Source organism: Nonomuraea terrae (assembly GCF_044465245.1).
Lineage (GTDB): Bacteria > Actinomycetota > Actinomycetes > Streptosporangiales > Streptosporangiaceae > Nonomuraea > Nonomuraea terrae.
On sequence record NZ_JBITLL010000001.1, the window covers coordinates 796,110 to 819,525 of the forward strand.

General features: G+C 66.8%; 21 protein-coding genes. 2 read left to right on the forward strand and 19 right to left on the reverse strand.

Annotated elements, in window-relative coordinates; translation table 11 throughout:
* Nucleotides 1–422 precede the first annotated feature (422 nt).
* The 6 genes from ACIBP6_RS03835 to ACIBP6_RS03860 all read right to left on the reverse strand — a co-directional run bounded on the left by ACIBP6_RS03835 (nucleotide 423) and on the right by ACIBP6_RS03860 (nucleotide 7,715).
* Entirely contained in the window at nucleotides 423–1,298 is an 876-nt protein-coding gene (locus ACIBP6_RS03835; protein ID WP_397048434.1) for an MIP/aquaporin family protein, read from the reverse strand.
* A complete protein-coding gene (locus ACIBP6_RS03840; RefSeq protein WP_397048436.1) occupies nucleotides 1,282–3,141 on the reverse strand; it encodes a glycoside hydrolase family 15 protein in 1,860 nt (619 codons plus the stop codon). The genes ACIBP6_RS03835 and ACIBP6_RS03840 overlap by 17 nt, the downstream gene beginning before the upstream one ends.
* A 262-nt stretch (nucleotides 3,142–3,403) precedes the next feature.
* The gene (locus tag ACIBP6_RS03845) at nucleotides 3,404–4,636 is read right to left on the reverse strand and encodes an MFS transporter (RefSeq protein WP_397048438.1); all 1,233 of its coding nucleotides are present in this window, start codon (nucleotides 4,634–4,636) and stop codon (nucleotides 3,404–3,406) included.
* A gap of 443 nt (nucleotides 4,637–5,079) precedes the next feature.
* Nucleotides 5,080–6,375, reverse strand: a complete 1,296-nt coding sequence (locus ACIBP6_RS03850; protein ID WP_397048440.1) for an MFS transporter — start codon at nucleotides 6,373–6,375, stop codon at nucleotides 5,080–5,082.
* Between the two features lie 125 nt (nucleotides 6,376–6,500).
* A complete protein-coding gene (locus tag ACIBP6_RS03855; RefSeq protein WP_397048442.1) occupies nucleotides 6,501–7,322 on the reverse strand; it encodes an isocitrate lyase/phosphoenolpyruvate mutase family protein in 822 nt (273 codons plus the stop codon).
* Nucleotides 7,323–7,334: 12 nt separating this feature from the next.
* The gene (locus tag ACIBP6_RS03860; protein ID WP_397048444.1) at nucleotides 7,335–7,715 is read right to left on the reverse strand and encodes a nuclear transport factor 2 family protein; all 381 of its coding nucleotides are present in this window, start codon (nucleotides 7,713–7,715) and stop codon (nucleotides 7,335–7,337) included.
* A 471-nt stretch (nucleotides 7,716–8,186) separates the two neighbouring features.
* Here ACIBP6_RS03860 and ACIBP6_RS03865 point away from each other — a divergent pair, with 471 nt between their 5' ends.
* On the forward strand, nucleotides 8,187–8,774 hold the full coding sequence (locus ACIBP6_RS03865; protein ID WP_246074530.1) for a GNAT family N-acetyltransferase: 588 nt from the start codon (nucleotides 8,187–8,189) through the stop codon (nucleotides 8,772–8,774).
* 172 nt (nucleotides 8,775–8,946) lie between these two features.
* Here the strand turns inward: ACIBP6_RS03865 and ACIBP6_RS03870 are convergent, their stop codons facing one another.
* From ACIBP6_RS03870 to ACIBP6_RS03915, 10 genes are all read right to left on the reverse strand, one after another.
* On the reverse strand, nucleotides 8,947–9,585 hold the full coding sequence (locus ACIBP6_RS03870) for a sigma-70 family RNA polymerase sigma factor (RefSeq protein ID WP_397048446.1): 639 nt from the start codon (nucleotides 9,583–9,585) through the stop codon (nucleotides 8,947–8,949).
* A 160-nt stretch (nucleotides 9,586–9,745) separates the two neighbouring features.
* Nucleotides 9,746–10,024 carry a hypothetical protein gene (locus ACIBP6_RS03875; protein ID WP_397048448.1) on the reverse strand — a complete coding sequence of 93 codons (279 nt, stop codon included), beginning with the start codon at nucleotides 10,022–10,024 and terminating at the stop codon, nucleotides 9,746–9,748.
* A gap of 331 nt (nucleotides 10,025–10,355) precedes the next feature.
* Nucleotides 10,356–10,532 (reverse strand): peptide-methionine (S)-S-oxide reductase, encoded by a 177-nt coding sequence (locus tag ACIBP6_RS03880; RefSeq protein ID WP_397048450.1) that lies wholly within the window; start codon nucleotides 10,530–10,532, stop codon nucleotides 10,356–10,358.
* Nucleotides 10,529–10,993: a peptide-methionine (R)-S-oxide reductase gene (locus ACIBP6_RS03885; RefSeq protein WP_397048452.1), complete on the reverse strand. Its 465-nt coding sequence runs from the start codon at nucleotides 10,991–10,993 to the stop codon at nucleotides 10,529–10,531. Before ACIBP6_RS03885 ends, ACIBP6_RS03880 begins: the two co-directional genes overlap by 4 nt.
* A gap of 95 nt (nucleotides 10,994–11,088) precedes the next feature.
* Complete coding sequence (locus ACIBP6_RS03890) at nucleotides 11,089–11,856, reverse strand: SDR family NAD(P)-dependent oxidoreductase (protein ID WP_397048454.1); 768 nt, start codon at nucleotides 11,854–11,856, stop codon at nucleotides 11,089–11,091.
* Nucleotides 11,857–12,503: 647 nt separating this feature from the next.
* On the reverse strand, nucleotides 12,504–13,559 hold the full coding sequence (locus ACIBP6_RS03895; protein WP_397048456.1) for an alpha/beta fold hydrolase: 1,056 nt from the start codon (nucleotides 13,557–13,559) through the stop codon (nucleotides 12,504–12,506).
* A gap of 714 nt (nucleotides 13,560–14,273) precedes the next feature.
* Complete coding sequence (locus ACIBP6_RS03900; protein ID WP_397048460.1) at nucleotides 14,274–14,708, reverse strand: hypothetical protein; 435 nt, start codon at nucleotides 14,706–14,708, stop codon at nucleotides 14,274–14,276.
* Nucleotides 14,709–14,716: 8 nt separating this feature from the next.
* On the reverse strand, nucleotides 14,717–15,100 hold the full coding sequence (locus tag ACIBP6_RS03905) for an MmcQ/YjbR family DNA-binding protein (RefSeq protein ID WP_397048462.1): 384 nt from the start codon (nucleotides 15,098–15,100) through the stop codon (nucleotides 14,717–14,719).
* A gap of 143 nt (nucleotides 15,101–15,243) precedes the next feature.
* The gene (locus ACIBP6_RS03910; RefSeq protein WP_397048464.1) at nucleotides 15,244–16,161 is read right to left on the reverse strand and encodes an NADP-dependent oxidoreductase; all 918 of its coding nucleotides are present in this window, start codon (nucleotides 16,159–16,161) and stop codon (nucleotides 15,244–15,246) included.
* Nucleotides 16,162–16,206: 45 nt separating this feature from the next.
* Nucleotides 16,207–16,854, reverse strand: coding sequence for a nitroreductase family protein (locus ACIBP6_RS03915; RefSeq protein ID WP_397048466.1), 648 nt, complete (start codon nucleotides 16,852–16,854; stop codon nucleotides 16,207–16,209).
* Nucleotides 16,855–17,391: 537 nt separating this feature from the next.
* On the opposite strand from ACIBP6_RS03915, the gene ACIBP6_RS03920 reads away from it, so the two are divergent.
* The gene (locus ACIBP6_RS03920) at nucleotides 17,392–18,540 is read left to right on the forward strand and encodes a lipase/acyltransferase domain-containing protein (RefSeq protein WP_397048470.1); all 1,149 of its coding nucleotides are present in this window, start codon (nucleotides 17,392–17,394) and stop codon (nucleotides 18,538–18,540) included.
* A gap of 96 nt (nucleotides 18,541–18,636) precedes the next feature.
* Here the strand turns inward: ACIBP6_RS03920 and ACIBP6_RS03925 are convergent, their stop codons facing one another.
* From ACIBP6_RS03925 to ACIBP6_RS03935, 3 genes are all read right to left on the reverse strand, one after another.
* Nucleotides 18,637–18,900, reverse strand: a complete 264-nt coding sequence (locus ACIBP6_RS03925; RefSeq protein ID WP_397048472.1) for an FCD domain-containing protein — start codon at nucleotides 18,898–18,900, stop codon at nucleotides 18,637–18,639.
* Nucleotides 18,901–19,027: 127 nt separating this feature from the next.
* Complete coding sequence (locus ACIBP6_RS03930; protein WP_397048474.1) at nucleotides 19,028–19,735, reverse strand: isochorismatase family protein; 708 nt, start codon at nucleotides 19,733–19,735, stop codon at nucleotides 19,028–19,030.
* A gap of 707 nt (nucleotides 19,736–20,442) precedes the next feature.
* Nucleotides 20,443–23,415, reverse strand: coding sequence for a discoidin domain-containing protein (locus tag ACIBP6_RS03935; RefSeq protein ID WP_397048476.1), 2,973 nt, complete (start codon nucleotides 23,413–23,415; stop codon nucleotides 20,443–20,445).
* Between the last annotated feature and the right edge of the window lies 1 nt (nucleotide 23,416).

A 23,416-nucleotide genomic window follows, 5' to 3' on the forward strand; every position in this document is an offset into this window, starting at 1 on the left:
CGACCACCGTGCTGGTCGGCTATCGGATTTCACGGGCTGTTGCAGCGGGTCGGCTTACGGTGGATGACTCGGTGCGGGCGGTGGCCGGCTCGTTGGCAACAGCACATTGCCGCCTGCTTGAGGATGAGCGCGAGGTTCAGCCGGTTACGCTCGCCGCCGGCGAACAGCCGCGCTGGCTTTGCTGATCGCAACCCTTGACCCCGAAGTGGCGACGTGGGCACGACCGGGCACCTCCCCGCCGATACGAAGGTGATCGTGACCATTCGGAATCGGTTCCCAGCCGGTCGGAACCTCCGATCATCTTGAACAGCGCTGGGCCGCCCGATGTGCGGCGTCCTGGCCGTGTGCCGCCTTGGTCTGCAGGCAGGTGGCGTCCCTGACGTGGGTGTTGTTCACCTTTCCGGGATAGACGGCGATCGGCTTCATCTTCGGTGCCTCCGTGAGCGGTGGTGACGGGCGCGCGGTCGCCACCGGCCGATGCCGAGGAGGGGCGACAGAGCTGCGGAGCGGGTGCGGACGGGCCGCCGGATGCGCTCGTCGGGTGAGGTGTAGGCGCAGTTCAGGAAGCGGCATGGGTAGGTGGGGTCGTGCATGAGCTTCGCGCAGGCCACGGTCCCCCACAGGCGCCGGTGCAGCAGCGCCGCGGTGAGCGCGCCGAGTGTCGGTGCCACGAGGTATACCCACAGTCCCGTCCAGGTGGCGCCGACCAGCGCGGGGCCGATGCTGCGGGCGGGGTTCAGACTGGTGCCGGACACCGGCGCCTCGGTGAACACCAGTACGGCCACGAGCGATGACGCGGCGGCCGCGGTGTACGGCATGAGGCTCGGCCGGTCGACGAAGGTGAGGATCAGCGTGAGGAGCAGGAACGTCATCACGGCCTCGACGACCAGCGCGGTGGCCGCGCCGCCGAGCTTGGGTACGGTCGCGCCGACCCGCACGCTGACCGCCGCGCCGCCCCACACCAGAAGCGCCGCCAGCGCGCCGGTGATCGCGCCCGCCACCTGTGCCGCGGCGTACTTCAGCGCCGAACCGGACGTCATCTTGTCCAGCAACCAGAACGCGGCCGTGACCGCGGGGTTCAGGTGGCCGCCGCTGATCCGGCCAAGCGGCGAGTAGACGATCGCCGCCGCCGCGGTAGCGGACAGGACGCCCGTCACGAGCCGCCGCAGGTCCTCGTTCGGCACCGTATCGACGAGCGGCGAGCCGGGTGCGAAGCCTGCGACGATCGCGCTGACGACGAGCATGAGCAGGAGCGCCGTCCCGGCAAACTCGGCGGTGACCTCACGCCATCCGATCATTGCCGTTCCCGCGACCCGCGCCGGCCCGCGCGGTCCGTTCGGCTTCGTCGATGGCCCAGGCGGCGTTGATGAGCCCGATGTGGCTGAACGCCTGCGGGAAGTTGCCGAGCAGCTCGCCGCTCCCGGAGTCGACCTCCTCCGACAGCAGGCCCACGTCGTTGGCGCGCGCGGCGGCTCGTTCGAATGCCTCCCTGGCCCGGCCGACCTGCCCGGACATGGCGAGCGCCTGCGCCAGCCAGAACGAGCACAGCAGGAAGGCGCCCTCCTCGCCGGCGAGGCCGTCGATGCCGCCCGCGGTGCGGTAGCGGTAGATCAGGCCCTGGCCGTCGGCGAGCCGGTCCGCGACGGCGTCGATCGTGGAAAGCACTCGCGGGTCGTCGGCGGGAAGGAAACCGGTGATCGGCACCATGAGCGCGCTGGCGTCCAGCTCGTCGGAACCGAAGGCCTGCGTGAACGCCCCCACTCGGTCGTTCCAGCCCTCGCACAGCAGCGTTTCGCGGATCTCGGCGCGGGTCTGCCGCCAGGACTCGACACGCTCCTGCCCCCTCAGAAGGCCGGCGAGGGCGATGCCGCGGTCCAGCGCCACCCAGCACATGAGCTTGGAGTACAGGAAGTGCTGCGGCTCTCCGCGTATCTCCCAGATGCCCCGGTCCTTTTCCATCCAGCGCTCGGCCGCGGTGTCGGCGCAGACGAGGAGGAAGCGGCGGACGTCGTCGTCGATGTCGCTGATCTGGTGTTCGAGGCGCATGGCCGCATCGAGCAGTTCGCCGTACACGTCGATCTGCTGCTGGCCCCACGCGTCGTTTCCGACGCGTACCGGTCGGCTGCCGCGCCAGCCGCGCAGGTGCGGCAGGATGCGCTCGCTCAGGTCGTGCTCGCCGCAGACGCTGAACATGATTTGCAGCGCGCGGTCCTTGCCCAGGGACGGGGCCGCGGTGGTGAGGAAGGCGAAGAAGTCGCTCGCCTCGTCAGGGCAGGCCGCGACCCACAGGGCGTACATGGTCAGTGACGCGTCCCGTACCCACGTGTACCGGTAGTCCCAGTTGCGCTCACCGCCGGCCCATTCGGGCAGCGATGTCGTGGCGGCCGCGACGATCGCGCCGCTGGGCTGGAAGGTCAGCGCCTGCAGCACCCGCCCGCTGTGGTGCACCAGGTCGCGCCACGGCCCGTCGTAGGCCTGGTGGAGGCTGGACCACGACTGCCAGGCGATGATCGTGTCGTCCAGCCGGGCCGCCAGTTCCGCCTGGCCCCACACCCGTGCGGGGGTCTCCTGCAGCGTCGAGCGGTGCATCCCGAAGTGCCGTGTCTCGCCCTCTCGCACCGTGAACACGCCGTGTCCGCAGTCGCCGATGGCGAGGGGGACCGGCGTGGTCAGCACGAGCCACTCGGCGCCCCCGCGGGCGGTCACGCCGCCGTCGACGACGGACAGGATCGGGTGGATCAGGCCGTATTCCGGCCGTGGCCGGTACTCGATCTCCATCGGCACCTCTCCGCCGACACCGGACACCCGTCGGGCGAGTAGGTGCGGTACCCCGGCGCCGAGCCGGTGGCCGCCGTCGTCCGGGCCGGTGAGCAGGGCGTCGGTGAGGACCACCGTGCCGCTCCTGGTGCGGAAGGTGGTCTCCAGCACCATCGTCTGCGGTAGATAGCGGCGCGTCGTCTCGTACGGGACGGCCGGGCGGATCGCCCAGTGCCCGGCCTCGTCGTCCAGCAGTCGGGCGAAGACGGAGGGCCCGTCGAACCGGGGAAAGCAGAGCCACTCGACCGATCCGTCCCGGCTGATCAGGCCGGCGGAATGGCGATCGGACACCAACGCGAGGTCGGCGATGGGCGTGGTGCTCATCAGCGCTGCCTACCCGGCGAAGACGACGATGTTGCGCAAGGGCCCAGAAAATCAGGGCAAAGGCGAATGGGTGCTCCGGCTGCCCGACGCGAAGAGCACACGTTCCTCAAGCGACACATAACCGGCGCATCAGCCGGCTGACTCCGCTGCAAACTCGCCATGCCCCGTGCGATCCGCGCGACGATGGACGAACGTGGACGAGTGCGGGCGGCGCGCTGCTCGGCGTCGAGTGACGTCTGAGTGACGGTGAGGTTTGTCATGCTTACTCATCTGGCGGGCTGGTCGTGGCCGTGTGCGGGTCGCGTGCGGCGATGACGGTGAACAGGGTGGCGATGAGGGCAAGTGCGCCGTACCCGAGCGCGATGTGCGGCACTGAGAAGACGTTGGAGAGTTGAGCGGAGATGAGGCTGGGAATGGTCGCGCCGCTGTAGCTGAGGAGATAGACCACGGCGAAGATCGGGGCACGGTCGATCAGCCTGCTGCCGCTGAGCAGGCCACGGGTGGCGGCGCTGATGGCGATGCCTTGAGCGGCCCCGGCAACGATGGTTGCGGCGATGAACAACGGCAGTGCGCCGGTGGTGATCGCTGTGATCATGCCGATCCATCCGGCCAGGAAGCCGATCATGCCGAGGCGTTGGGCTGCCGCGGGTGTGAACCGGCTGCCGAGGGGGGCGCCGAGGGCGCTGGGGGCCATGTAGGCGGCGAACACCAGTCCGAGGATCAGCGGGCTGGTGGTGCGAAGTTGATCTCCGACGAGTGCGGGCACGAAGGCCTGGTAGAACGCCCCGGTCGCCCAGGTGGCCAGGAACACCGCGGCGGCGACGGGGAGCAGATGCCTGACTCGGACCGGTACGCGAACGCTGAGGCGCAGTGATCGCCAACCGCCCCGCGCCGGAGTGACGGTATCCGGGCTGATGGCGATGAGAGCGGCAGACAGCAGGAGCAGACCGACGGCAACCAGGTAGACGAGCTCGCGCGGCCAGGGGCCGAACTGGACCAGGGCTCCGGAGGCGATGGCGCCGACGGCAAGACCGAGCATGACTGTCTGGCTGGAGGCGACGGAGGCCAGCCAGGCCGGCCTGGCGGGTGCGGCGTCAACGATGTAGGCGGTGAGGCTGCTGCTGGCCAGCCCGGCGCCGAGCCCCATCAGGAGCCGACCGGCGATCAAGATGCCGATGTCGTGCACGTTCAAGAGCAGCAGACAACCCAGTACCAGCAACCCGAGGCTGGCGATCGCGGTGGGCCGTCGGCCCACATGATTGGACAGTCGTCCCAGCACTAGCAGTGTGCCAAGAGTGGCGGCGGAGTAGGCGACGACGGTCAGCGAGATGCCGGCGTTGGTGAACCCGTCCTCGGCTCGGTAAACGTTGAAAAGAGGGATCGTCGAGCCCACTGCGGCGAACACGGCCACCAGGGAGACCACCGCGGAAACGAATGCCAGCCGGAGCGTTCTGTCCCGGCTGCCCAGGCTGGTCGCTGGGATCACGTGTTGCATCGAGCCGTCTTTCTCTCGTTCTGGACCATGCCGGCGCTTCTGGAGGTTTCGGGGTGCGCACGTCGACGTAGCCGCGCACCGTGCGGTGAGCCAGGCCGCACTGAGGCGATCCCTCAGGCATGCTTGAGCGCGTCCTGGCGTCACATCACGCCTGCGCGCTTCCTCAGCTGAGTCCTCGGGAGGTGTTCCACCGTCCGGAGCCGGGCGTGCCGGGGAGGATCACGAGGAGGCGGCTACGCCGGTACGTGTCCGTGTACAGAGCTTCCTGCTCCACTCCATCCGCGAGCATCGTGCAGGTACGGCGGTCGTGGATCAGAGCAACGTCACCTGCGGATGTTGACGTCGTGCACAGCGAGATCCGTTCCAGCGAGCCCGATCACTGTGGCTCCCGAGTGTGCCCAGGGGGCTGAGCGCCCGACCCCCCTTGCCTCGCTTCGGTCTCCTCATCCCCTCCGGACGAGTGTGACGAACCGCCCCGCCACCGCGGCGAGCGCGGCGGAGGCGAGAACGATGAAGCCCGCGGTGAGGAACACCGTCTGCAAGGTTGTCGACGAAACAAGGATCGCGCCGAGGCCGGACCCTGCCGCCAGGGCTACCTGAAGGTTCGTCACATTCACCGCCGACGCGGCCTCCGGGGTTTCCGGGGCCGCGTCGAGTATCCAGACCAGCGTTCCCGGGTTCACGATTCCCCAGAACAAGCCCCACAGCACGAGCAACAGGCCAGCCGGCCAGGGCATGGTGCCCAAGCTCGCCAGCCCGATGAGCAATGCGGCCACCACCGTCGCCGCCCCGGCGAAGCTGCCGATCACTCCGCGCTTGAACAGCGATCCGGCGATGAGTGAGCCGACGATGCCACCGAAGCCGTAGATGACGTACAGCAGGGAGATCACGCCGCTGGACAGACGCGTGTGGTCCATCAGGAACGGAGTGACATAGGTCCAGGCGGCGAACTGTCCGATGAACACCATCGCGCCCGCCGCCATCCCGAACCGGGCGGCCCGCCGCCTCACGACTCCCACGAGATCACGCAGGTGCGTACGCCCGTCCGGCGGAATACCCGGCAGCACGACCGCCTGCACAACCACGACAAGCAGTGTCGCCGCCGCCGCAATGGCGAAAGTGGCACGCCAGCCGACGAGGTTGCCGAGGAACTGTCCCGCAGGCAGCCCCACCACCGTCCCACCCGAAATACCGGCCGCGATGATGGTGATGGCGCGGGTGCCGCCGGCCGAGCCCACCAGCTTGGGTCCGACCGGTGAGACCACGGTCCAGAAGGCTCCTAGGGTGGCGCCGAAGAGCATACGGGCGATCAGCACCAGGACGAAGTTCGGCGCCACCGCGACGGCCGCGTTCGACACCAGCACTGTCAGACCCAGGACGACGATGACCGAGCGCCGGTTGAAGCGGCCGGAGCCGAGGAAGAACAGTGGCGCCGACACCGCGGCGCTGAAGCCCGGCACGAGCACCATCAGCCCCGCGAGGCCGAGCGAGACATCCAGTCCGTCGGCGATCTGCGGCAGCAGCCCCACGGGCAGCGTCTCCGTCATGACGATGACGAACGCGCCGAGCGCGACCGCACCGACGGACGCCCAGCCCCGCCTGCTACCGGGCTCCGCAGCAGCGGCGGCAGCGCGGGTGGCTGCCGGCTGGGTCGGGACGGCCGCGCTGCACGACGATGCCGTGACCACGCGCACCTGCGGTGCGCGGTGTGTCAGCGTCGCCTCTTCGTTTTCGATCATGTAATTTCCTCGCTCATTGCACGCTCTTGGCCGGGATCTGCTCTGTAAGCACCCCAGGGTGTATGTGCGCGAGTCACGCGGGCAGTCATAGCTCCATGAGCCCGGTGCGCGGCTGCGCGGCCGTGTCAGCCCTTGATGAGGTCGATGATGTGGCCGAAGTTGAGATGTGATGCGAGTGCCGTCAGGTCTCCGTTCGCAAGCTTCGCCGCAGCCGCCTGTGTAGCCGCGAGGGCGTGCGTGTAGGGGTCGACCCCGAGGCTGATCCGGCGGACACCGATCGTCTGGAGTTCCGCGAAGGTAGCCGCATCTTGGGGGCCGACGAGGAGGTTGACCGGCTTGGGGGCGACAGCCCTGATGACTGCGCTGATGGAGGCCATGTCCGGCAGGTTCGGTGCGTAGAGGACGTCAGCTCCTGCCTCCGCGTAAGCGGAGAGGCGGCGGATGGTGTCATCGACGTCGGAAATCCCCCACAACAAGTTGTCCGTACGACCGGTCAGAACGATCCGTCCGTGCGCGGCTGCGGCGGCAGCCTCGATACGGCGAACCGCGTCATCGAAGTCACGAATCGGGTTGGAGGGGTCACCAGTGGTGTCCTCGACTCCGATGCCGGCGAGACCGCGGGCAACGGCAGCGTCGACAGTCGCCCGGACATCTTCCGGAGTCTCGCCGTAGCCGTCCTCGAAGTCGCCGTTGATCGGCAGGCCACTCATGGTCGTGAGTAGGGCGGCATGGTCCAGGTGCTCGTCACGGCCGACGGCGTGGATGCCGTCGAGCCGGCCCAGTGTCGCGGCGAAAGCCGCTGAAGAGGTCGCGATGGACTTGAACCCGGCCTCCTTGAAGAGCAGGGCCGACGGGCCGTCCCACGCGTTGGGCATGATGAATGTGTCGGGGCCACGGTGGAGTTCGACGAAGTGTTCGTAGCGCGCCCGGGCTGCAGTATCAGACATGGCGGCGGCGGGTCAGGCGCCCGGGGCAATCGCGCAGGCCGAGACGCAGACCCAGGCGCCCTCACGCTTCTGGTACACGTCCGTGTACAGAGCTTCCTGCTCCACTCCATCGGCGATCATGGTGTATGTCGCCCTGCCGTGGATCAGCGCGACATCGCCGAGGATGCGGATCTTGGCTTCGCGCAGAACCAGATCCTTGAAGGGTCGGGGCTTGGCGATGTATGCGAGGTACTCCTCACGGTTGCGAGTGACGCCCGGTGTCTGCACGATGAAATCCTCAGCGAGGAATTCACTGAGGCGCCTGGCGTCGCCGGCCTGGTCCGAACGGTTGTAGTCAAGGTTGAGTCGCTCGAGGATCGCCAGGTCTTCGGCCGACTGCTTGGTGTCGTTCATCTCCCGCTCCTTCTTCATGCGGTTCGGCGTTCACCGCGGCTGGGCTGCCGTTTCCGTGCCGCATACGCGGTGCCGGCGTGAACGGTTGTTCCGCCTCGTTGGTGTCAGGTCCGTCGCGCCGTCTTACTCGAGCATCGGCGCAGTCGGTTCCGTGGCTGATGGCTCCTGCGTGCTCCATCCTCGGGTTGCGGCGGATGGTTGGCCTGATGAATTCGGGCGATCCGTCGACAAGGAGATAACAGGACGATTTCGTCCAAATTAGGCTATCGCGGCACCGTATGGCAAGCGTGTGCTCGTGGTCCGCCCCATGCCTCGGGTCTGCCTCGGGCCCGGAGCATTCACGGGAGAGGAGGAGAAGGTGCTCAGGAGTTCGGCTGGGAGTCAAGATGGACCACTTCGTCCGATACGGCGTAGGGTAATCAACCGCTAGGCGCCCCATCGGGCGCGTCCCGTCCCCATCGAGGAGCAGCGTTGACTCACGAGGTCACCATCGTCGGTTCGACCATCAGCACACCACGGTTGCGGCTACGTCCGTGGCATCAAGATGACGCAGCCGAGGCGCTCGACATATACGGCAGCTCGGAGGTCTCCCGGTGGCTGGCCCCGGCAATGGATCGCGTCAAGGATCTCGACCAGATGCGTGCGGTGATCACCCGATGGATCGCCGCACCTGTGGGATCCGAAGGGCGCCCGAGTGGCCGGTGGGTGATCGAGGAGACCGAGAGCGGGCGTGTCGCCGGCTCGGGGCAGATCCTTCCGCTGCCGCCGGAGGGCGACGACCTGGAGCTGGGCTACCAGCTCGCTCCATGGGCGTGGGGCCGGGGGTTGGCGGCCGAGGCGGGTCACGCTCTGGCCCACTATGCCTTCAGCAACGGCGAGGAAGAGGTCTTCGCCGTTGTACGGCCCAAGAACGATCGCGGTACACACGCCGCCCGTCGCATCGGGATGGAGTGGGTCGGAGAAACGGAGAAGTACTACAACCTGCGTCTTCAGGTCTTTCGGCTCCGCAAGGGTGACTTGGACACCTCCGCGCTTGAGCCAGGCCCCGTCGAACGCTGATCCCGGTTCACGCCTGGTCGTTCTCGAGCAAGATGGCTACACCTCCGCGCTGAGCCCGCTCACGCACCGGCAACGCCGTGGCGAGCGTTTCGCTCCCGCCCAGAAGACGCCGACAGGCATGACACCCTCGGAGGCCGTCGGCAACCTGATGTCGCGTCCGGAAACGGGCGACTCAGGCCGACCGAACCGCAGATGCCTCGGGCAGGTAGCCATCGGCCACCAGCGCGACGCGGAGCTTCTTCCGGGCGTCGAAGAGCACCTTGTACAGCGCGTTGTGGGTGGAGCCCAGCTCGTCGGCCAGAACATCCATCGGCATGCCGTTGAGGACCGTCGCAACGAACACAAGCCGCTGGCGATCGGACAGGTTCTCTTTCACCGCAGATGAGACGGCGGCCGCGAACTCGCGGACTTGTGCCTCGTCCTCGGGGCCGACGTCGAACCGCGAAGCGATCTTGGACCAATCCTCTTGTTCGTAGGGGACCTCGTGGCGACGCCAGAAGTGGCGGTTCATCATGGCGGCCACGTTGAAGATCGCGAACTTGCTCGCCCACGTGGTGAACCGTGCCTCACCTCGAAATCTGTCCAAACGCTCGGTGATCGCCATCAGCGCGTCAGCGGCGGCCTGGTGGGCGATGTCCTCGAGTTCTGGGCCGTCCAGCTTGAGGAGGGGGGCGCGTCGACGAGCCTCGGAAGTCGCGACGCGGAGCAGCAGGGGATACAACTCGGCGCATGTCGCCTCTCTCCGTGGGCCCGCAGCGGCGAGATCCCGCACCCACCGGCGATTCTCTCGATCGATCTCCGCGTCGTCCACTGCAACCTCTTTCGTCAGAGCAGCACAAGCTTTGTACGCGCTGGTCAGGTCACCCCCGACATCACGCCTACGTCACCGTATACTGGACGATTAAGTCCACACAAATGCGCCACTACGCCTCGATTGAGGAGGATTTTGGACTAAATAGACCAACTCGTGCTTACGGCGAGTCGGGCCGAGAAGGGGCCGGCTCTGTGAGCGCCGATAGCAGGCCCGCCAAGTCTTGGGCGCATGGGCCGCAGGCCAGAAAGTGCGCATGAACGCCCGGGAACCGCTCGCTCGGGTCGTTGCCCGCAGCAAGCAGCTCCACGTAGACGTCCAGCATCTCCATGGCTTCGTCACAGCCCGCGTCGCGCGGATCGGTCTGGAGAAAGGCGTCCAGTCGAGCCCAGTGATCACTCCGGTGATCGTCGGATGCGTTCTGCGCTTCAATTTCCACGCGTCCACCTTGGTTGACTCATACCTTGGATGCCTAGCTAGAGTGTCCAGCCAACGAGAAGCACTCCGCATCTTCGTGGAGTCTGCTCCTGGCCTGGTCGTTCCGGGGTTGTCGATTGCAGTGATCTCGGGGTGAGGCACTCAGGAGCCGCACCAGCTGGTTACCCAACGGCTTCCATCCGGGAACACCAGCTGGACTGTCTGCCTCAACAGCGCCCAGCGGGATGCAGATCCTCCTCAAAGGGCAATTCGTTCTATCAGCTGGCGTGTTCTTGGTGGGGCAACTGCCACTGAGGTCGAACGGGGGATGCTTGATCAAGTAGTCCTGGTACTCAGGCGATCCCGACTGCTTCGGCATGGCCGGGATGGTTCCGATAGGTGGGGTACGTGTTCTCGCCGCCAGTGCATCCCGCCCGAGTCGACAACACCCCGTCCTTCTTGCGCAGCAGGTCCTGCCTACCCCAGAAGCGACCGCCGGCGAGGATCGCGGTCTGGGGCTGGTTGATCATGCGACGCCTCCCCCGGATGCCGCCGGGCCGGGAGTCGCGTCGAACAGGTGCGCGTACTGGCCATGGCCTTCGGCCTCGAGGTCCTTGGCGGCGATGAAACTCAGCGAGGCAGAATCGATGCAGTAGCGCATGCCACCCGCATCGACTGGGCCGTCTGGGAAAGATGGCCCAGGTGGCTGTCGCCGTGTGCGGCCATCCCATGGCTGGTGTCGGTGCGCTCTACGATGTTGCCCGGCTCGAAGCGGGATGGTGAAACTGGGCCCGCCCGTGTAACGGTCGAACTTGTGGACCGACGCGAAGAGCGGTTCGCCTGAGACCACGTCGACGTAGACGCCCGGCTCCTTTGAGTTCCAGAACTCGTTCTCGAAGCGCGGCTCAGTGACGTCGTCCTGGGTGAGCGCCCGCTGTCGTGGCGTCGGTCGCTCGACTGCCTCGGGCGTGCGCTCGTATAACTGTGCCATCGTTCTAGCTCCTCGCTGTGAGCGTTGCCTTCTCGTGTTGTTCGCCAAGGAGTCCGTGCTGCTCTGCGCCCGGACCTCGCGTGGCCGGGTGAGGCCTAATTCCGGCCCGCCATGACACCGCCGTCGACGTTGAGGATCGCGCCGGTGACCCAGCCGGCATCGTCGGAGAGCAGGTAGGTCACCGCAGAGGCGATGTCCTTGGGCGTTCCCACACGGCCGAGCGGGTGGAAGCCGTTGAAGCTGTTGAGCGTGGCCTCGAACTGGTCCTTGGGTACGAAGGCCTCGTACAAGGGGGTCGCGACAACGGCGGGCGCCACGGCGTTGACGCGGATCTGGTGCTCCGCGAGCTCCATGGCCAGGTTGTGGGTGAGCGCATGGAGGGCCGCCTTGCCCATCGAGTAACCGGTCGCGGGGGTTGCGGCGATGGCTTGGTGTGCCCACATCGAGCCGATGTTGACGATGGCGCCTCCACCGGCACTGATCATGCCTCGGGTGACGGTCTGGGTGAGGAAGAAGGCTGACCTGGCGAGCTCGAGGTAGGCGTCGTAGTCGGCGCCCTCGTAGGCGAGGTAAGCCTTGGGGATGAAGAAGCCGGCTGAGTTCACCAGGAGGGTGGCGTCAGCGTGCTCGGCCGCCAGCGCGTCCTGGACCCGCCTGACGTCGTCGCGGTTGGCAAGATCGGCAGTGATGCCCCATGCCTCCCCGTTCTTGGACAAGGTGTTGACGGTGTCGTCGACTCGGGCCTGGTCGCGGCCGATGATGACGGCCGAGCCGCCGGCTGCGACGACGTCTTCAGCACTCTGCCGTCCCATGCCGCTGCTGCCGCCGACGGCGATCAGCTTGCGGCCTTCGAAAGCGCCCATGCTTCTTCACTCCTTTGCGATGCGGCTCGTGCCGCAGTTGGCGTCTGAACCAGAGATCCTGCTGGGTATGTCTTGGTGAGTGACGGGCTCACGGCAGGTCTTACCTGCCACCTCGTCGGTGGTTGGGTGGCCGGCGTTCGTCTCGATCATGCGGGAGCGCGGTGATGGTGGATCCCGGTTTCGTCGGCCTCGGTCGTCCGGCCAACGACTACCGCTTCGTCGAGGTAACCGACGGCGACACCCCGCCCGCCCACCTCCCAGGCCACGCTCGAGCGGGCCGAGGCCCGCCCGCAGGACGGCACCTACAACGCCCTGCCGCAGGACCTGCGCTAGTACCTCATCGCGCGCATCACCCCCGATGCGGCGCGGCGTCATCCGAGCGCCGGCAAGCTGGCCGCCGAGGCGCACAAGAGCACGGTGAACACCCGGCTGAAGCGGCCGGACGGCTCACAACGCAAGCTGGCGGTGATCGCCACCGGCGAGCTGATGGAGGGCAACGGCTGGCTGCCGGCCTACACCGCGCCGTGGTCGTCTAACAGCCGGATCGCGCCGGTGGAGATCCTCGTAACCACCAGCGCGACCCTATCTACGGAAATGCTCTCCGCCGTCTGTAGGGATCGTCGTTGCTCATCCCTAGACGGTGAAAGCTACTTCTGCAGGAAGGACTGCAGCATGGCCGTGACTTCCTTCGGCCTCTCCTCCGTCACGAAGTGGCCCGTATTCTTCAGGACTTGTCCCTGGACGTTCTCGGCGTACTCACGCCACTGGTCGGGGACCATTGAACCGAAGGAATCCTGGCCACCGATCGCGAGGATGGGCATCTTCAACTTGCCCTGAGCCAGGAATTCCTTGTTCTGCTGAACATCTGCGCGGAGCCCACGGTATACACTCATCCAGGCCTTCGTGCGGCCGGGCTCCTTCAGAAAGTGAGCGTAGTAATTAAAATCCGACGCCGTGAACGGCGACTTGTTGCCCGCCAGGTATTCGGTGATCATGTCGTGGACGAGGACGCGTTCGTGACCGGCGATGAGGTGTTCAGCGAGGGGCAGCTGGAACAAGCCGAAGTGCCACGCCGCGGGCTTGTTCGGGTCGGCGTTGAGCACGGGGTAGCTGTAGACGCTCTCATCCGGGATGGGAGCTTCCATCACAGCCATGCTCCGCACTTCCGACCGATATTGCGCCGCGTAGTCGTAGGCGACCCACACGCCAATATCGTGGGCGACCACCTGGACGCCGTTGTTGAGCTTCAGCTGCGTCAGCAGCTGATGCACGTCCTTCGCCAACTGCGCTGCCTGGTAACCACTCTTGGTGACCTGGGACTTGCCGGCACCACGCAGGTCGACGGCGATCACGGTGTGGGTCTTGGAGAGCGGGACCATCTCCTGCCGCCACTCGGACCAATCCTGGGGGAACCCGTGGACCATTACCACAGGTGAACCTTTGCCACCCCGCACGTAGTGCATGCGAAAGCCATTTACTTCCGCATACTCGGACCGAAAACCAGCGGGTGGTCGAGACTGCGGGTAAGGCGACGGCGACTGCGCCGCCACTGAGCCATGCTCGCGACTCTCGGCCCATGCTCCAGAGCTCAAAGCCACGGGGACCACCAGGAGAGCCGCCAACGCCGTGATGAGCGCGATGGACCTGTTGTTCCTTCCTCTTCCGATGCCCGGATCTTTGTTGGACTGCTTGGTGTCGTTCACTATCTTCTTCTTTCTCTGCGAGTTTCGGCGTTCACCGCAGGCGCCGTGTACGCGGTGCCGGCGTGCAAGGTTGCGATTTGTCGATCAGGTGAGGATCGGCGCGGCCGACGCGGCGAACGAGGCCAGGGCTTGACTGGACCACTCGTCTTGAGAGAACGGCTTCAAGGGCAGGCTGGTAACTGGCGAACTCGGTATGAAGCCCAGCTGCTCACTAACCGTGACAGCCCTCCTCGGATTCTTGTGCGTGAACGGTTGTTCTGCCTGGTTAGTGTCAGATCCGTCGCGCCGCCTTACTTCAGCATCGGCGCAGTCGGTTCAGCGGCTGACGGCTCCTGTGTGCTCCGTCCTCGAGTTGCCGCGGGTGGTTGGCCCGATGAGTTCGGTCGATCCGTCGACCAGGAGGGCAGAGACGCCTCCGTCAAGGCCGCCGCCGGACTGGCCCGGGCTGCTGCACTTCCGCTACGGGGCGCCCACCCAGATCGTGATGAGGCCAGCGCGCTCGTCGAGGTGGGGTGCCGTTGACCGATGTGTCACGGGCCGCCAAACCGCGAAGATCCCTAGCCTGACCTTCTGTAATGCCGAAGCGCCTGGCGCGGACCTATGGGTATGGAACGTCCGCCACTTGGCATGGATGAACTCATCGAGCACTGGACTGTGCTGACCCGCGCCCAGCCGGGTTGTCGCGGGGCCACCCCGTGACAGCCCGGCCAGCTGTCACAAGCTGTAGTCGCCAAGGGCATCGGGGTAGCGCGCGAACGCGGCCTCGGCCTCCGGGTTGACGTTTCCGCCGATCGGGCCGTCGTACCCGTAGGAGCTTTTGCCGATTGTCATGACGAGCCGGTTGTCGAGGTCGCGCAGGCTCATGTCCTGACCCCGCAGGTGGAGAGCCATGGACAGAACGTTGTCGGTGACGCCCGCGCCGCCCAAGATCTTGCCGCGCTTGCGGGCGCTCTCATGCCCTTCAAGGGTGCGGTCGCGGATGTACTCGCGCTCCATGTCTGGTAGGCCCGGGGCGATCGATGGGTGTTCGTGTTGCAGCAGCCGCCCGTACTCCAGTTGCTCGGTGAGCGAGCGCCCGTGGCTGACCCCGGGCCGCGCCAGTGCCGGGTCGCGCCCTCTGCCCTGGAGCTTCTCGCCGTTGATGGACATGACGAAGGTCAGGCGCGGCGGCCGTAGGTGCGCGGATCCACGGGCTGCTCGGACTGGGGAAGCCCGCCGACCACGAGACGGTAGGAGTCGATCACGAGCTCCTTCACCAGCTTCTCGTCGACGGTGCCCCCGCCTTCCACCGTGATCCAGTGCCTCTTGTTCATGTGATAGCCGGGGGTGATGCCTGCGTACTGCTCACGCAGGGCTGCGGCGTCGTCCGGATCAGCTTTCAGGATCACGACGGGGCGCCCTGGCAGGTCGGTCATGAGCATGAAGACCTTGCCGCGCACCTTGTAGAGGTGCCAGTCGGGGCCGGAACGATGCTCCAGGTCCGCGCCGGGCAGTCCCACACCACAGTCGCCCGCGATCTTCTGCAGGCCCTGTCCGTCCAAGGTGATCAGCTCCTCTATCGATCCGAGTGCCCTGACCGCCCGGCCAAGGACCCAGGTGACGTCTTCCGCATGGCCGCCACGAACGGCGGCGCATGCCCCGACAGTCGGACTGCGGCCATTCGCTCCCTACGGCCATCCGCTCCCTACGGGCATACGCGGATGACTGTCTTTCCGTTGCGTCGCGTGGTCGGGTTGAGGGCACCGATGGCATCATCGAGGCTCGCGACGTCACCGATGTTCGTCCGCAGCCGTCCGTCCCGCACCCGCTGCACGATCTCGCCCAGTTCGGCACGATCGGCCTCGACAACGAAGTCCACCGCCAGGCCGTCAGTGGGCCGTGCCTCGACCGGGCCGACGATGGACACCAGCGTTCCTCCGGCCTTGATCAGGGCAGCGGACCGCTTCTGAACGTCGCCGCCGATGACATCGAAGACCAGATCGACGCCCCCGACGTCTTTCAGCGCGTCGTTCTCGAGGTCGACGAACTCATGCGCGCCGAAGTCGAGTGCCTTCTCACGGTCAGCGGCGCGTCCGGTGCCGATGACGTAAGCGCCGGCCTCACGTGCGAGCTGGGTCACCATCGTCCCGACTGCCCCGGCTGCGCCATGGGCGAGGACGGTCTGGCCGGCCTGAAGGCGGCCGTGCTGGAACAGCCCCTGCCACGCGGTCAGACCTGAGATCGGCAGGGACGCGCCTACTGTGAAGTCGACGTCGCCGGGCAGCGGTGCGAGGTTGCGTGCTTCGATCGCCACGTACTCCGCAAGGGTGCCGTCGCGGTGCCAGTCGGCGAGGCCGAACACCCGCTGCCCGACCGACAGCCCTGTCGTGCCGTAGCCGAGGGCGGTGACCACTCCGGCCAGCTCGTGGCCGGGGATCGACGGTGTCTTGTCACGGCCGGCGCGATCGGTCCAGGTCGATGGCCACTCCATCTCAGTCGGGACGAAGCCCGACGCATGAACCTGAACGATGACGTCGTTGATCGCCGCGGCCGGCTCAGGCCGCTCCGTCAGCGTCATCCCGGCCGTTCCCGCGGCCTGGTCGGTTACCACAATGGCCTTCATTGAGATTGCCCCCTTCTTGCGTGGGTTTGATTTCCGGGTGGGTGTTCAGATGAAGGTGAACAGCTGGTCGGCGTCGAATCGCGAGATCGGGTTGGTGTACACCCTCTCCGGGTCGGGGTAGCCGAGGGCCAGCAGCACCGTCGTGCTGTGTCCGGTCTCGCGGATCTTGAACGCCTTGTCGACACTGGTCGGGTCGAACCCTTCCAGCGGCGTTGCCTCGACGCCGAGCTCAGCGGCCGCCATCATCGTCAGGCCCATCGCCATGTAGGTCTGCTTCTCCATCCAGTGGTTCAGGTCCTTGTACCCGTAGTTGCGCAGGTTGAGGAAGTCTCGGGTCATTGATTCCCACAGCTCCTGCTTTGACGGGTCAGGGAACCGGCCGTCGACCCTCTCCTTCGTGAACACCGCCTCGATGTGGCTGTCAGGCAGATCTGCCCGGGTGGTGAGGATGATGGTGTGCGACGCGTTCAGGATCTTCTCGGCGTTGTCCTGGAATCGTTCGCCCAGGTTGTTGGCGAGCCGCTCTTTGCCTTCGGGCGTGGCGAGGACGTAGAAGTGGTTGGGCTGTACGTTCGTCGATGACGGCGTGGAGCGCAGGAACCTCAGCAGCTGCTGAAGGGTTTCCTCCGGAATGGTCTTGCAGGGGTCGAAGTACCTGGTGAGGTGCTTGCTCATGAGCTTGTCAAGATTCATATCAATCTGCCTTCTTCTTGCGATGAGTGGGCGAGGAACGGTGGTTTGGGCTAGTTCGTGCCGCGGGCAAGTGGGTCGCTGATGCGCTCGAAGCGGATTCCTGTCGTCGCGGCTGTGGCACCCGCGACGAGAGTCTTAGTGGCATGTTCGAGTGCCTCTATTACGTGGGTGTAGAGCACTGGAGGATCGCGCGCGGGAGCGGTTGGGGTTGGTGGAGCGGTCGCTCGGTTGGGAGGGGCGGCTGCCCGGGTACTGACCTCCGGCTGGAGTACGCGGCGACCTCGCGCCACGCCGGCAGCAGCGCGCTCGGGACACACCAGCGACGCCCTCCCTCCGACAGCTGGAGAACGGGACTACCTTGATGGTCACAGAGAGTGATCGTGCTTCACGGTCGCTTCGGATCTTGCGTGACGATCTCTTCAGGGGGTTTCGATGGTGGGTGGTCGCTACATGCACGGTGTCCTCGCGGCGCTGCTTCCGCTGGGGCTGTTCGCGGGCCCGGCCAAACCCCCTCCACCGCCTGCGAAAACCCCTGTCGTGCTGTTTCCCGCATTCCACTTCACCAAGCTCCTGGTGACCGTACGCGACCAGACGACCGCGCCCGACTGCCCGCGCTCGGGCACCTTCCAGGACTGGTTCCAGAACAATCAGCCGAGCAGGTTCAGCCAGGTCTGCCAGGACAAGCTGCTCACAATGCGTTACCGCCACGACCCGTCGGTGCCGATGCCGGCGCGCTTCTCCGAGCAGCCCGGCGTCACCGTCGAGATCATGGACTACGGCAGCACCAGCAGTGCGCCGTACTACCAGGCGATGTACCGCAGGCTGGAGGAGGCCGGGTACAAGAGGGACAAGGACATCCGGGTCGCCGGGTACGACGCCCGGCTCACCCCCGACATGGGCGGCTTCCTCGAGCGGACCCGCGAACTCATCGAGGACGCCTACCACGACAACGGCGACCGGCCGGTGCACCTGGTCGGCCACTCCAACGGCCCGCTGTACGCGCAGTACCTGCTCACGCACTCCAGCCAGGCGTGGCGCGACAGGTACATCCACGGTTTCACCCCGATCGCGGGCAACATGCCGGGGCAGGGCTCGATGTACTCGCTGATGTTCACCGGGCAGAACATCCGTGACTTCAGCTACCCCACGACCAGGGCGAACGCGCGCAGCAGCGCGCTGATGTACCAGAGCGCCCCCTCCACCTACATGAGCGCCGCCGACCCGGCGGTGTTCGGCGACCGCGAGGTGGTCGTCCACGACTCCTCGACGGGCCGCTCCTACACCCCGCGCGACTACCCGCGCCTGTTCGCCGACGCCGGGCTGCGCACGGCCAGGCGGCTCGCCGACCACTACATCGGCTTCGTCAAGTTCGCCGACCGCCGGTCGTTCCCGAACGTCGACGTCTACGGGGAGCGGGGCTCCGGCCTGCCGACGGTCGTCGGCGCGCGGCTGGAGAACCTGGCCACCGGGCAGATCGCCGACCCCGACGGGTTCATCTACCGGAGCGGCGACGGCAACCAGGAGGACATCACGAACACCGCCATCCTGGTCTGGCGGGCCATGCGCTGCCACCATTTCAGCCTGACCGACAACCCGGGCGTGAACCACGGCTTGCTGCCCACCGACCCCGCACTGCTCGACCGTCTGGTGGCCAACCTGGAACGCCCGCGCACCCGCTGCTCGTAACCGTCGATCCAGGCCCGTCCTCGTCGCCGCCCGTGACGCCCGGCCGTCCACAGCCGAAGGGTGCGGCCCACTGGGGCCGCACCCTTCGTGTGCCGGTCACCCGCCGCCGGGCTCGGCGGTCCTGCCCCACATCGACTTCATCTCGGCGAAGCCCTGCTCCATGACCTCGACCATGGCCTGCCGGGCCCCGTCGCCGTCGCGTCGCTGGATCGCGTGAGTGACGTCGGTGTGCAACTGCAACGCCTGCTCGGGTGGATGGTGCGGCATCAGGCGGTAGTGGTGCCGCCCGGCGAGTATCTCGGCGACGATGAGCTGCAGTTTCGCGAACATCTCGTTGCCGGACGCGCAGCGCGGGCTCACTGTGATCGGCAGCTCAGGCTCACCTCCAAGGCCGAACTCGACCGTGGACCTGTTCGCCGGCGTCCCGCTGGCCTGTTCATGCGGACGGGCGACGTCGCCGAGGCGCGACTGTGGTTCACCGCCTTGGCTAGTGGACCATGCGGTCGATCACTTCCTTGGTCGACGGGACCCAATGGGCGAGGAACCGGTAGTTGATGATCGCCGCCTGGTAGCCGTCGCCCCAGTCGGGGTGCCGGGGGCCGGCGGTGGCATCTTTGACAACCGCGACCTGGAAGCCTTGTTCGAGGAATTCGCGCAGGTGGGATTCGACGCACAAGTTCGCGAGCATGCCACCGAGGATGATCTTGCTGATCCCGCGTTTGCGCATCTGCAGGACCAGATCGTTGGTCTGCGGCCCGAACACCTTGTGAGGGGCGGCGACGATCGTCGCGCCGTCGTCGATGTACGGCTTGAACCGATCCAGCCAGTCAGCGCCGGAGTCGGTGAAACCGGTCAGATCCAGCGGGCCGCTCCGGGCGAACGTGCGGGTCCGGAGCTCATCGGCCTCCAGCGGCCCGTTGAACATCCACCCATTGTCGGTGGGATAGAAGTAGTGAGGGGAGATGAACACCTCATAGCCCTCCTGCTTCGCGGCCCTGAAGATCCGCTCCATGTGCTCGACCGTGCCGTTCTCGGTGACGCTCGCGCCGACCATCGCCCAAGTCGTCCCGGTCTCGCTCAGCACGTCGTTCTGCGGGTCGATGAAGACGACCCCAGTGTCGCTTCGCTGGATTTCCATGGTCGTGCTGCCCCCTTGCCGTTTGCGGACGCAGCGTCTGCCCTGAGCCGTGTCCACACGGCCAGAGGTCATATCCGCTGACGGCCGGTCCCTCACCAGCTCAGGGACCGGGACCGCACAGGCTCCACATGTGGTCAACTGCGGCGTCCGCCATCTCGTGCACCCATTCCTGTTTCCGAGACGAAGACGACCTAACGCCGGGCTGCGTGAGCACGGCTGGCTCGGCGTCGTCGAGCAGGCAGCACCCGTCCGCTACCGCACAGTGACCAGAGCGGGCCTGGAAGACGACGGCCTGGGCAACCGCGGCCGTATGGGTGACGCGACATCACGCCTGTTCTGGTCGACCACCTCAGCGCACACGTGGGGGAGCGCGGACGAACTGCGGCACATCCCGGGCTGGGTGCCGTTCCGGCTGGGCCCGTGGCTGGGCGAGGACCGCCAGGCGTGCCGTCGCGGTCGCAGCGGGCGGCCGCGGCCGCTCGTGAGGTCGACGAGTTGCGGCGCCGTCGTATGGACGAACGTGAGTGGCGCCAGGCGATGCGCTCCGGCCCCTACCCACCCTTCAGGCCACCGCGAGGCCGGATCCTCCAGAGCCGTAGGTGCTTGCGGGCTTGCCGGAGCTATGCGGCAATGACGTACAACAAGCCGGCTGGCGTCGCGTTTCCCGGCGAGTGACCGCGGGTCTTCCGCGGCCGTCCGGTGGGTGCACTGCTGCTCCCACCGGACGGCCGCGGGTTGGGGTACACGGCCCGAAGGCCCTTCGGCTACGAGCCCAGGGAGATCCTGTCCAGGTCGGGAGCGGAGTCGTCGTCGTTACCGATGGTGATGCTGTTGCCTCCCGCGTTGAGGGGGACGGTCACCGCCACCGTGTACACGGTGTCGTTGCCCACGCCGCTGACCGGCACCTCGATCGGGGTGCTGCCGTTGACGGTGACGAAGTAGGAGCGGTTCCCGTTGACGGTGAAGTCGATGAACAGCTGGTACTCGCCCGCCCGGTCCACCACGACGTCGTCGAACCGCACGGACGCGTCGGCGGAACCGCCCATGTTGCGCACCTTCTGCCCGCCGGAGCAGCGCGAGCAGTTCGTGATACCGGCGCTGCCGATCTCGTTCTGCGAGCTCTCCGCCTCCCGCATGAAGAGGCGGTCGGCGGGGCGGACCTGCACCGGCACCACCTTGGACACGCTGTGCGGCAGGCCGACCGTCTGGAAGTCCGCCTCGACCGGCACCTGGGCGGGACCCTGCTGACCGCCGGGCGGACCGGTGAGCGTCCAGGTGCCTTCGATCGACTGACCAAGACGGAGGTTGGCAGCAGTCACCGGCGCGCCTTCGACGGTCCAGCCCTCCGGGGCCACGGGTGACATCTGGACGTTGTCCACCGTGTCCTCGTCCAGGCGGAGCTTCGCGGAGATCGTGATGGACTGCCGGCCGGGACCCACCCAGACCACACCGGAAGGGTTCACCGTCATGGTGGTCTTGGGCACGTACGACACCGAGGGCATCGGCCCGACCGCGATCCGGTCCAGGCCGGGGCCCTGCTCGTCGTCGCTGAACACCTTGATGGTGTTGGCTCCGGCGGCGAGCGGCACGGCGATCGAGGCGTCCATGGGGACGTCCACGCCGGTGGCGGCGACGTTCTCCTTGAGGGGCGCGGCGCCGTTGGCGCTCACCGAGAAGGAACCGGCCCTGGCGGCGGTGTAGTCCAGCTCGAGCCGGTAGGTGCCCGCTTCGGCGACCTTGACGTCGCGGTAGGTGACGGCGTTGCCGCTGCCGCCGCCCAGCAGGGTGACCTGCTTGGACCCGGAACAGGCGTCGCAGGTGGTGACCCGCGCCCTGCCGTCTTGGTCGTTGTTCCAGGCCTCCGCCTCCAGCGGCATGCCGTCGGCGTTGCGGGTCGGGTAGTCCGACGCCACCCGAATCTCGTCGATCTTGAGCTGCTTGAAGAACGGCTTCGCCTGGGGACCGCTCCAGGTGTCCAGCACCTCGAGCTTCAGGTAGCGCGTGTTCTGCTTGCCGAGGTCGATGAACTGGACGCCGCGGGCGCTGCGCATCGCGCCGGCGCGCACCGGCTCGCCCCAGGTCTTGCCGTCCATGCCGGCGTAGACCTTGTAGTTCATGATCCGGGCGGAGTCCTCCGGCCGGCCGAACGACTCGCGGGCGTGGGTGGGCGACCATTCGGTCTGGTTGACGGTGAGGTAGGCCACCTTGCGGCGCTTACCGAGGTCCAGCGTCACCGAGACCGGCTGGTTGCCGTCGCTGTCCCAGTAGGTGGTGTAGTCGCCGTCCACGCTGTTGGAGGCGGGAAAGCCCTCCTTCTCGGCAGAGGCGGTGGCCTTCACCTCGGAGGAAGCGAGGAAGTGCTGTTGACCGGAGGTGCGGACCTTGAAGACGGTGTCGTAGGTGTCCCAGTCGGTGACGCCGAGGATCGTGAGGTAACCGCCGGACTGGGTGAACCGCAGGGGCGTGCCGGTCCGGACGTCGGTGACCTGCGTCACCCGGTAGCCGTTGTCCCGCAGCCTGACCATGTCCTGGCTCTTCGGCTTGGTGAGCACGTGCACGTACTGGGTCCTGGCCTCGTCATCGACGGTGATGACGCCATGAGCGCCGTCGTTCCAGAAGCCCGGCTGCATGCCGCCGTACATGTAGCCGCCGCCCTCGGTACCCGTGATGGAGGACCAGACGGGAGGCAGCCAGGTGTCCATGAAGGTGTTGAACTTCTCCTGGCTCGGCGGGAACTTGCCGTTCACCATCGCGGTCTCAGCCATCAGCGACTTGATGGACGAGCCGGCGTTGGAGACGTACCGGCCGATGCTCAGTGGGAAGTCGACCGCGTTGTCCTTGCCGTCGTACCACCACTGGCCACTGGTCGGCAGCTTGTAGTCGGCCTCGGTGAGGCGCGGCATCGGCGTGTAGGTGGCCTGCGGATAGTCGTAGGCCGGGGTCATGCCGGTCTTCTGCTCGTTGCTGACGGTGTCCATGATCGGCGTGTCCTCGTTGTTGTTGCTCAACAACCAGGTCGGCCGCTTCTCACGGATCTGCTCGTACAGCTTGTTGCGCTCCCAGTAGGCGTTGTCGTTGTCGATCCAGAAGCCGGACAGGTCGGGGTACTTGTCCATGACCTCGTGGAACAGGTCGTAGCTGTACATGCCGAAGCCGTCGCGGGTGGTGAGGTCCACCTGCCGGCCCTTGTAGGCGGAGTAAGCGGCGGAGTCGAGGGTCTCGACGCCTACCTCGTTGTGCCACTGCGGGTCGTCGGTCATGTAGAGCAGGATGTGGACGCCCTTGGCCTTGCCCGCCTCGACGAGCTCGCCGAGGTAGTCCCGCTTGGTCGAGCAACTGCCGGGAATCTCGGACGGCCACGGCCGGGCATAGCCGAGCCGGCTGTGGAACGTCGCGAGCACGATGTAGGAGGCACGGAGCTTCTTCGCCTCGTCGATCCAGTAGTCGGCGGTCCAGCCGCCGTCGGTCACGTCGCGCTCCCAGGCGGCGCAGTCGGTGTGACGCGGAGCGGTGAACATGCCCCAGTGCAGGAACAGTCCGGCCGTGCTGTCACGCATCCACTGCTGGCGCGGGTGCTCGACCTCGGCGTCGGCGGGCACCGCGCTGAAGAGCGCCGCCACGAGGGAGAGGGCCAGAGCGAGGGCGATCCCGGCGAAGCGCCGGGGACCGGACGCGATCTCGGGCGACCACCGGCCTCCGGGGGCGCTTCGGGTAGGTGGGGGGAGGTTCATGACCATC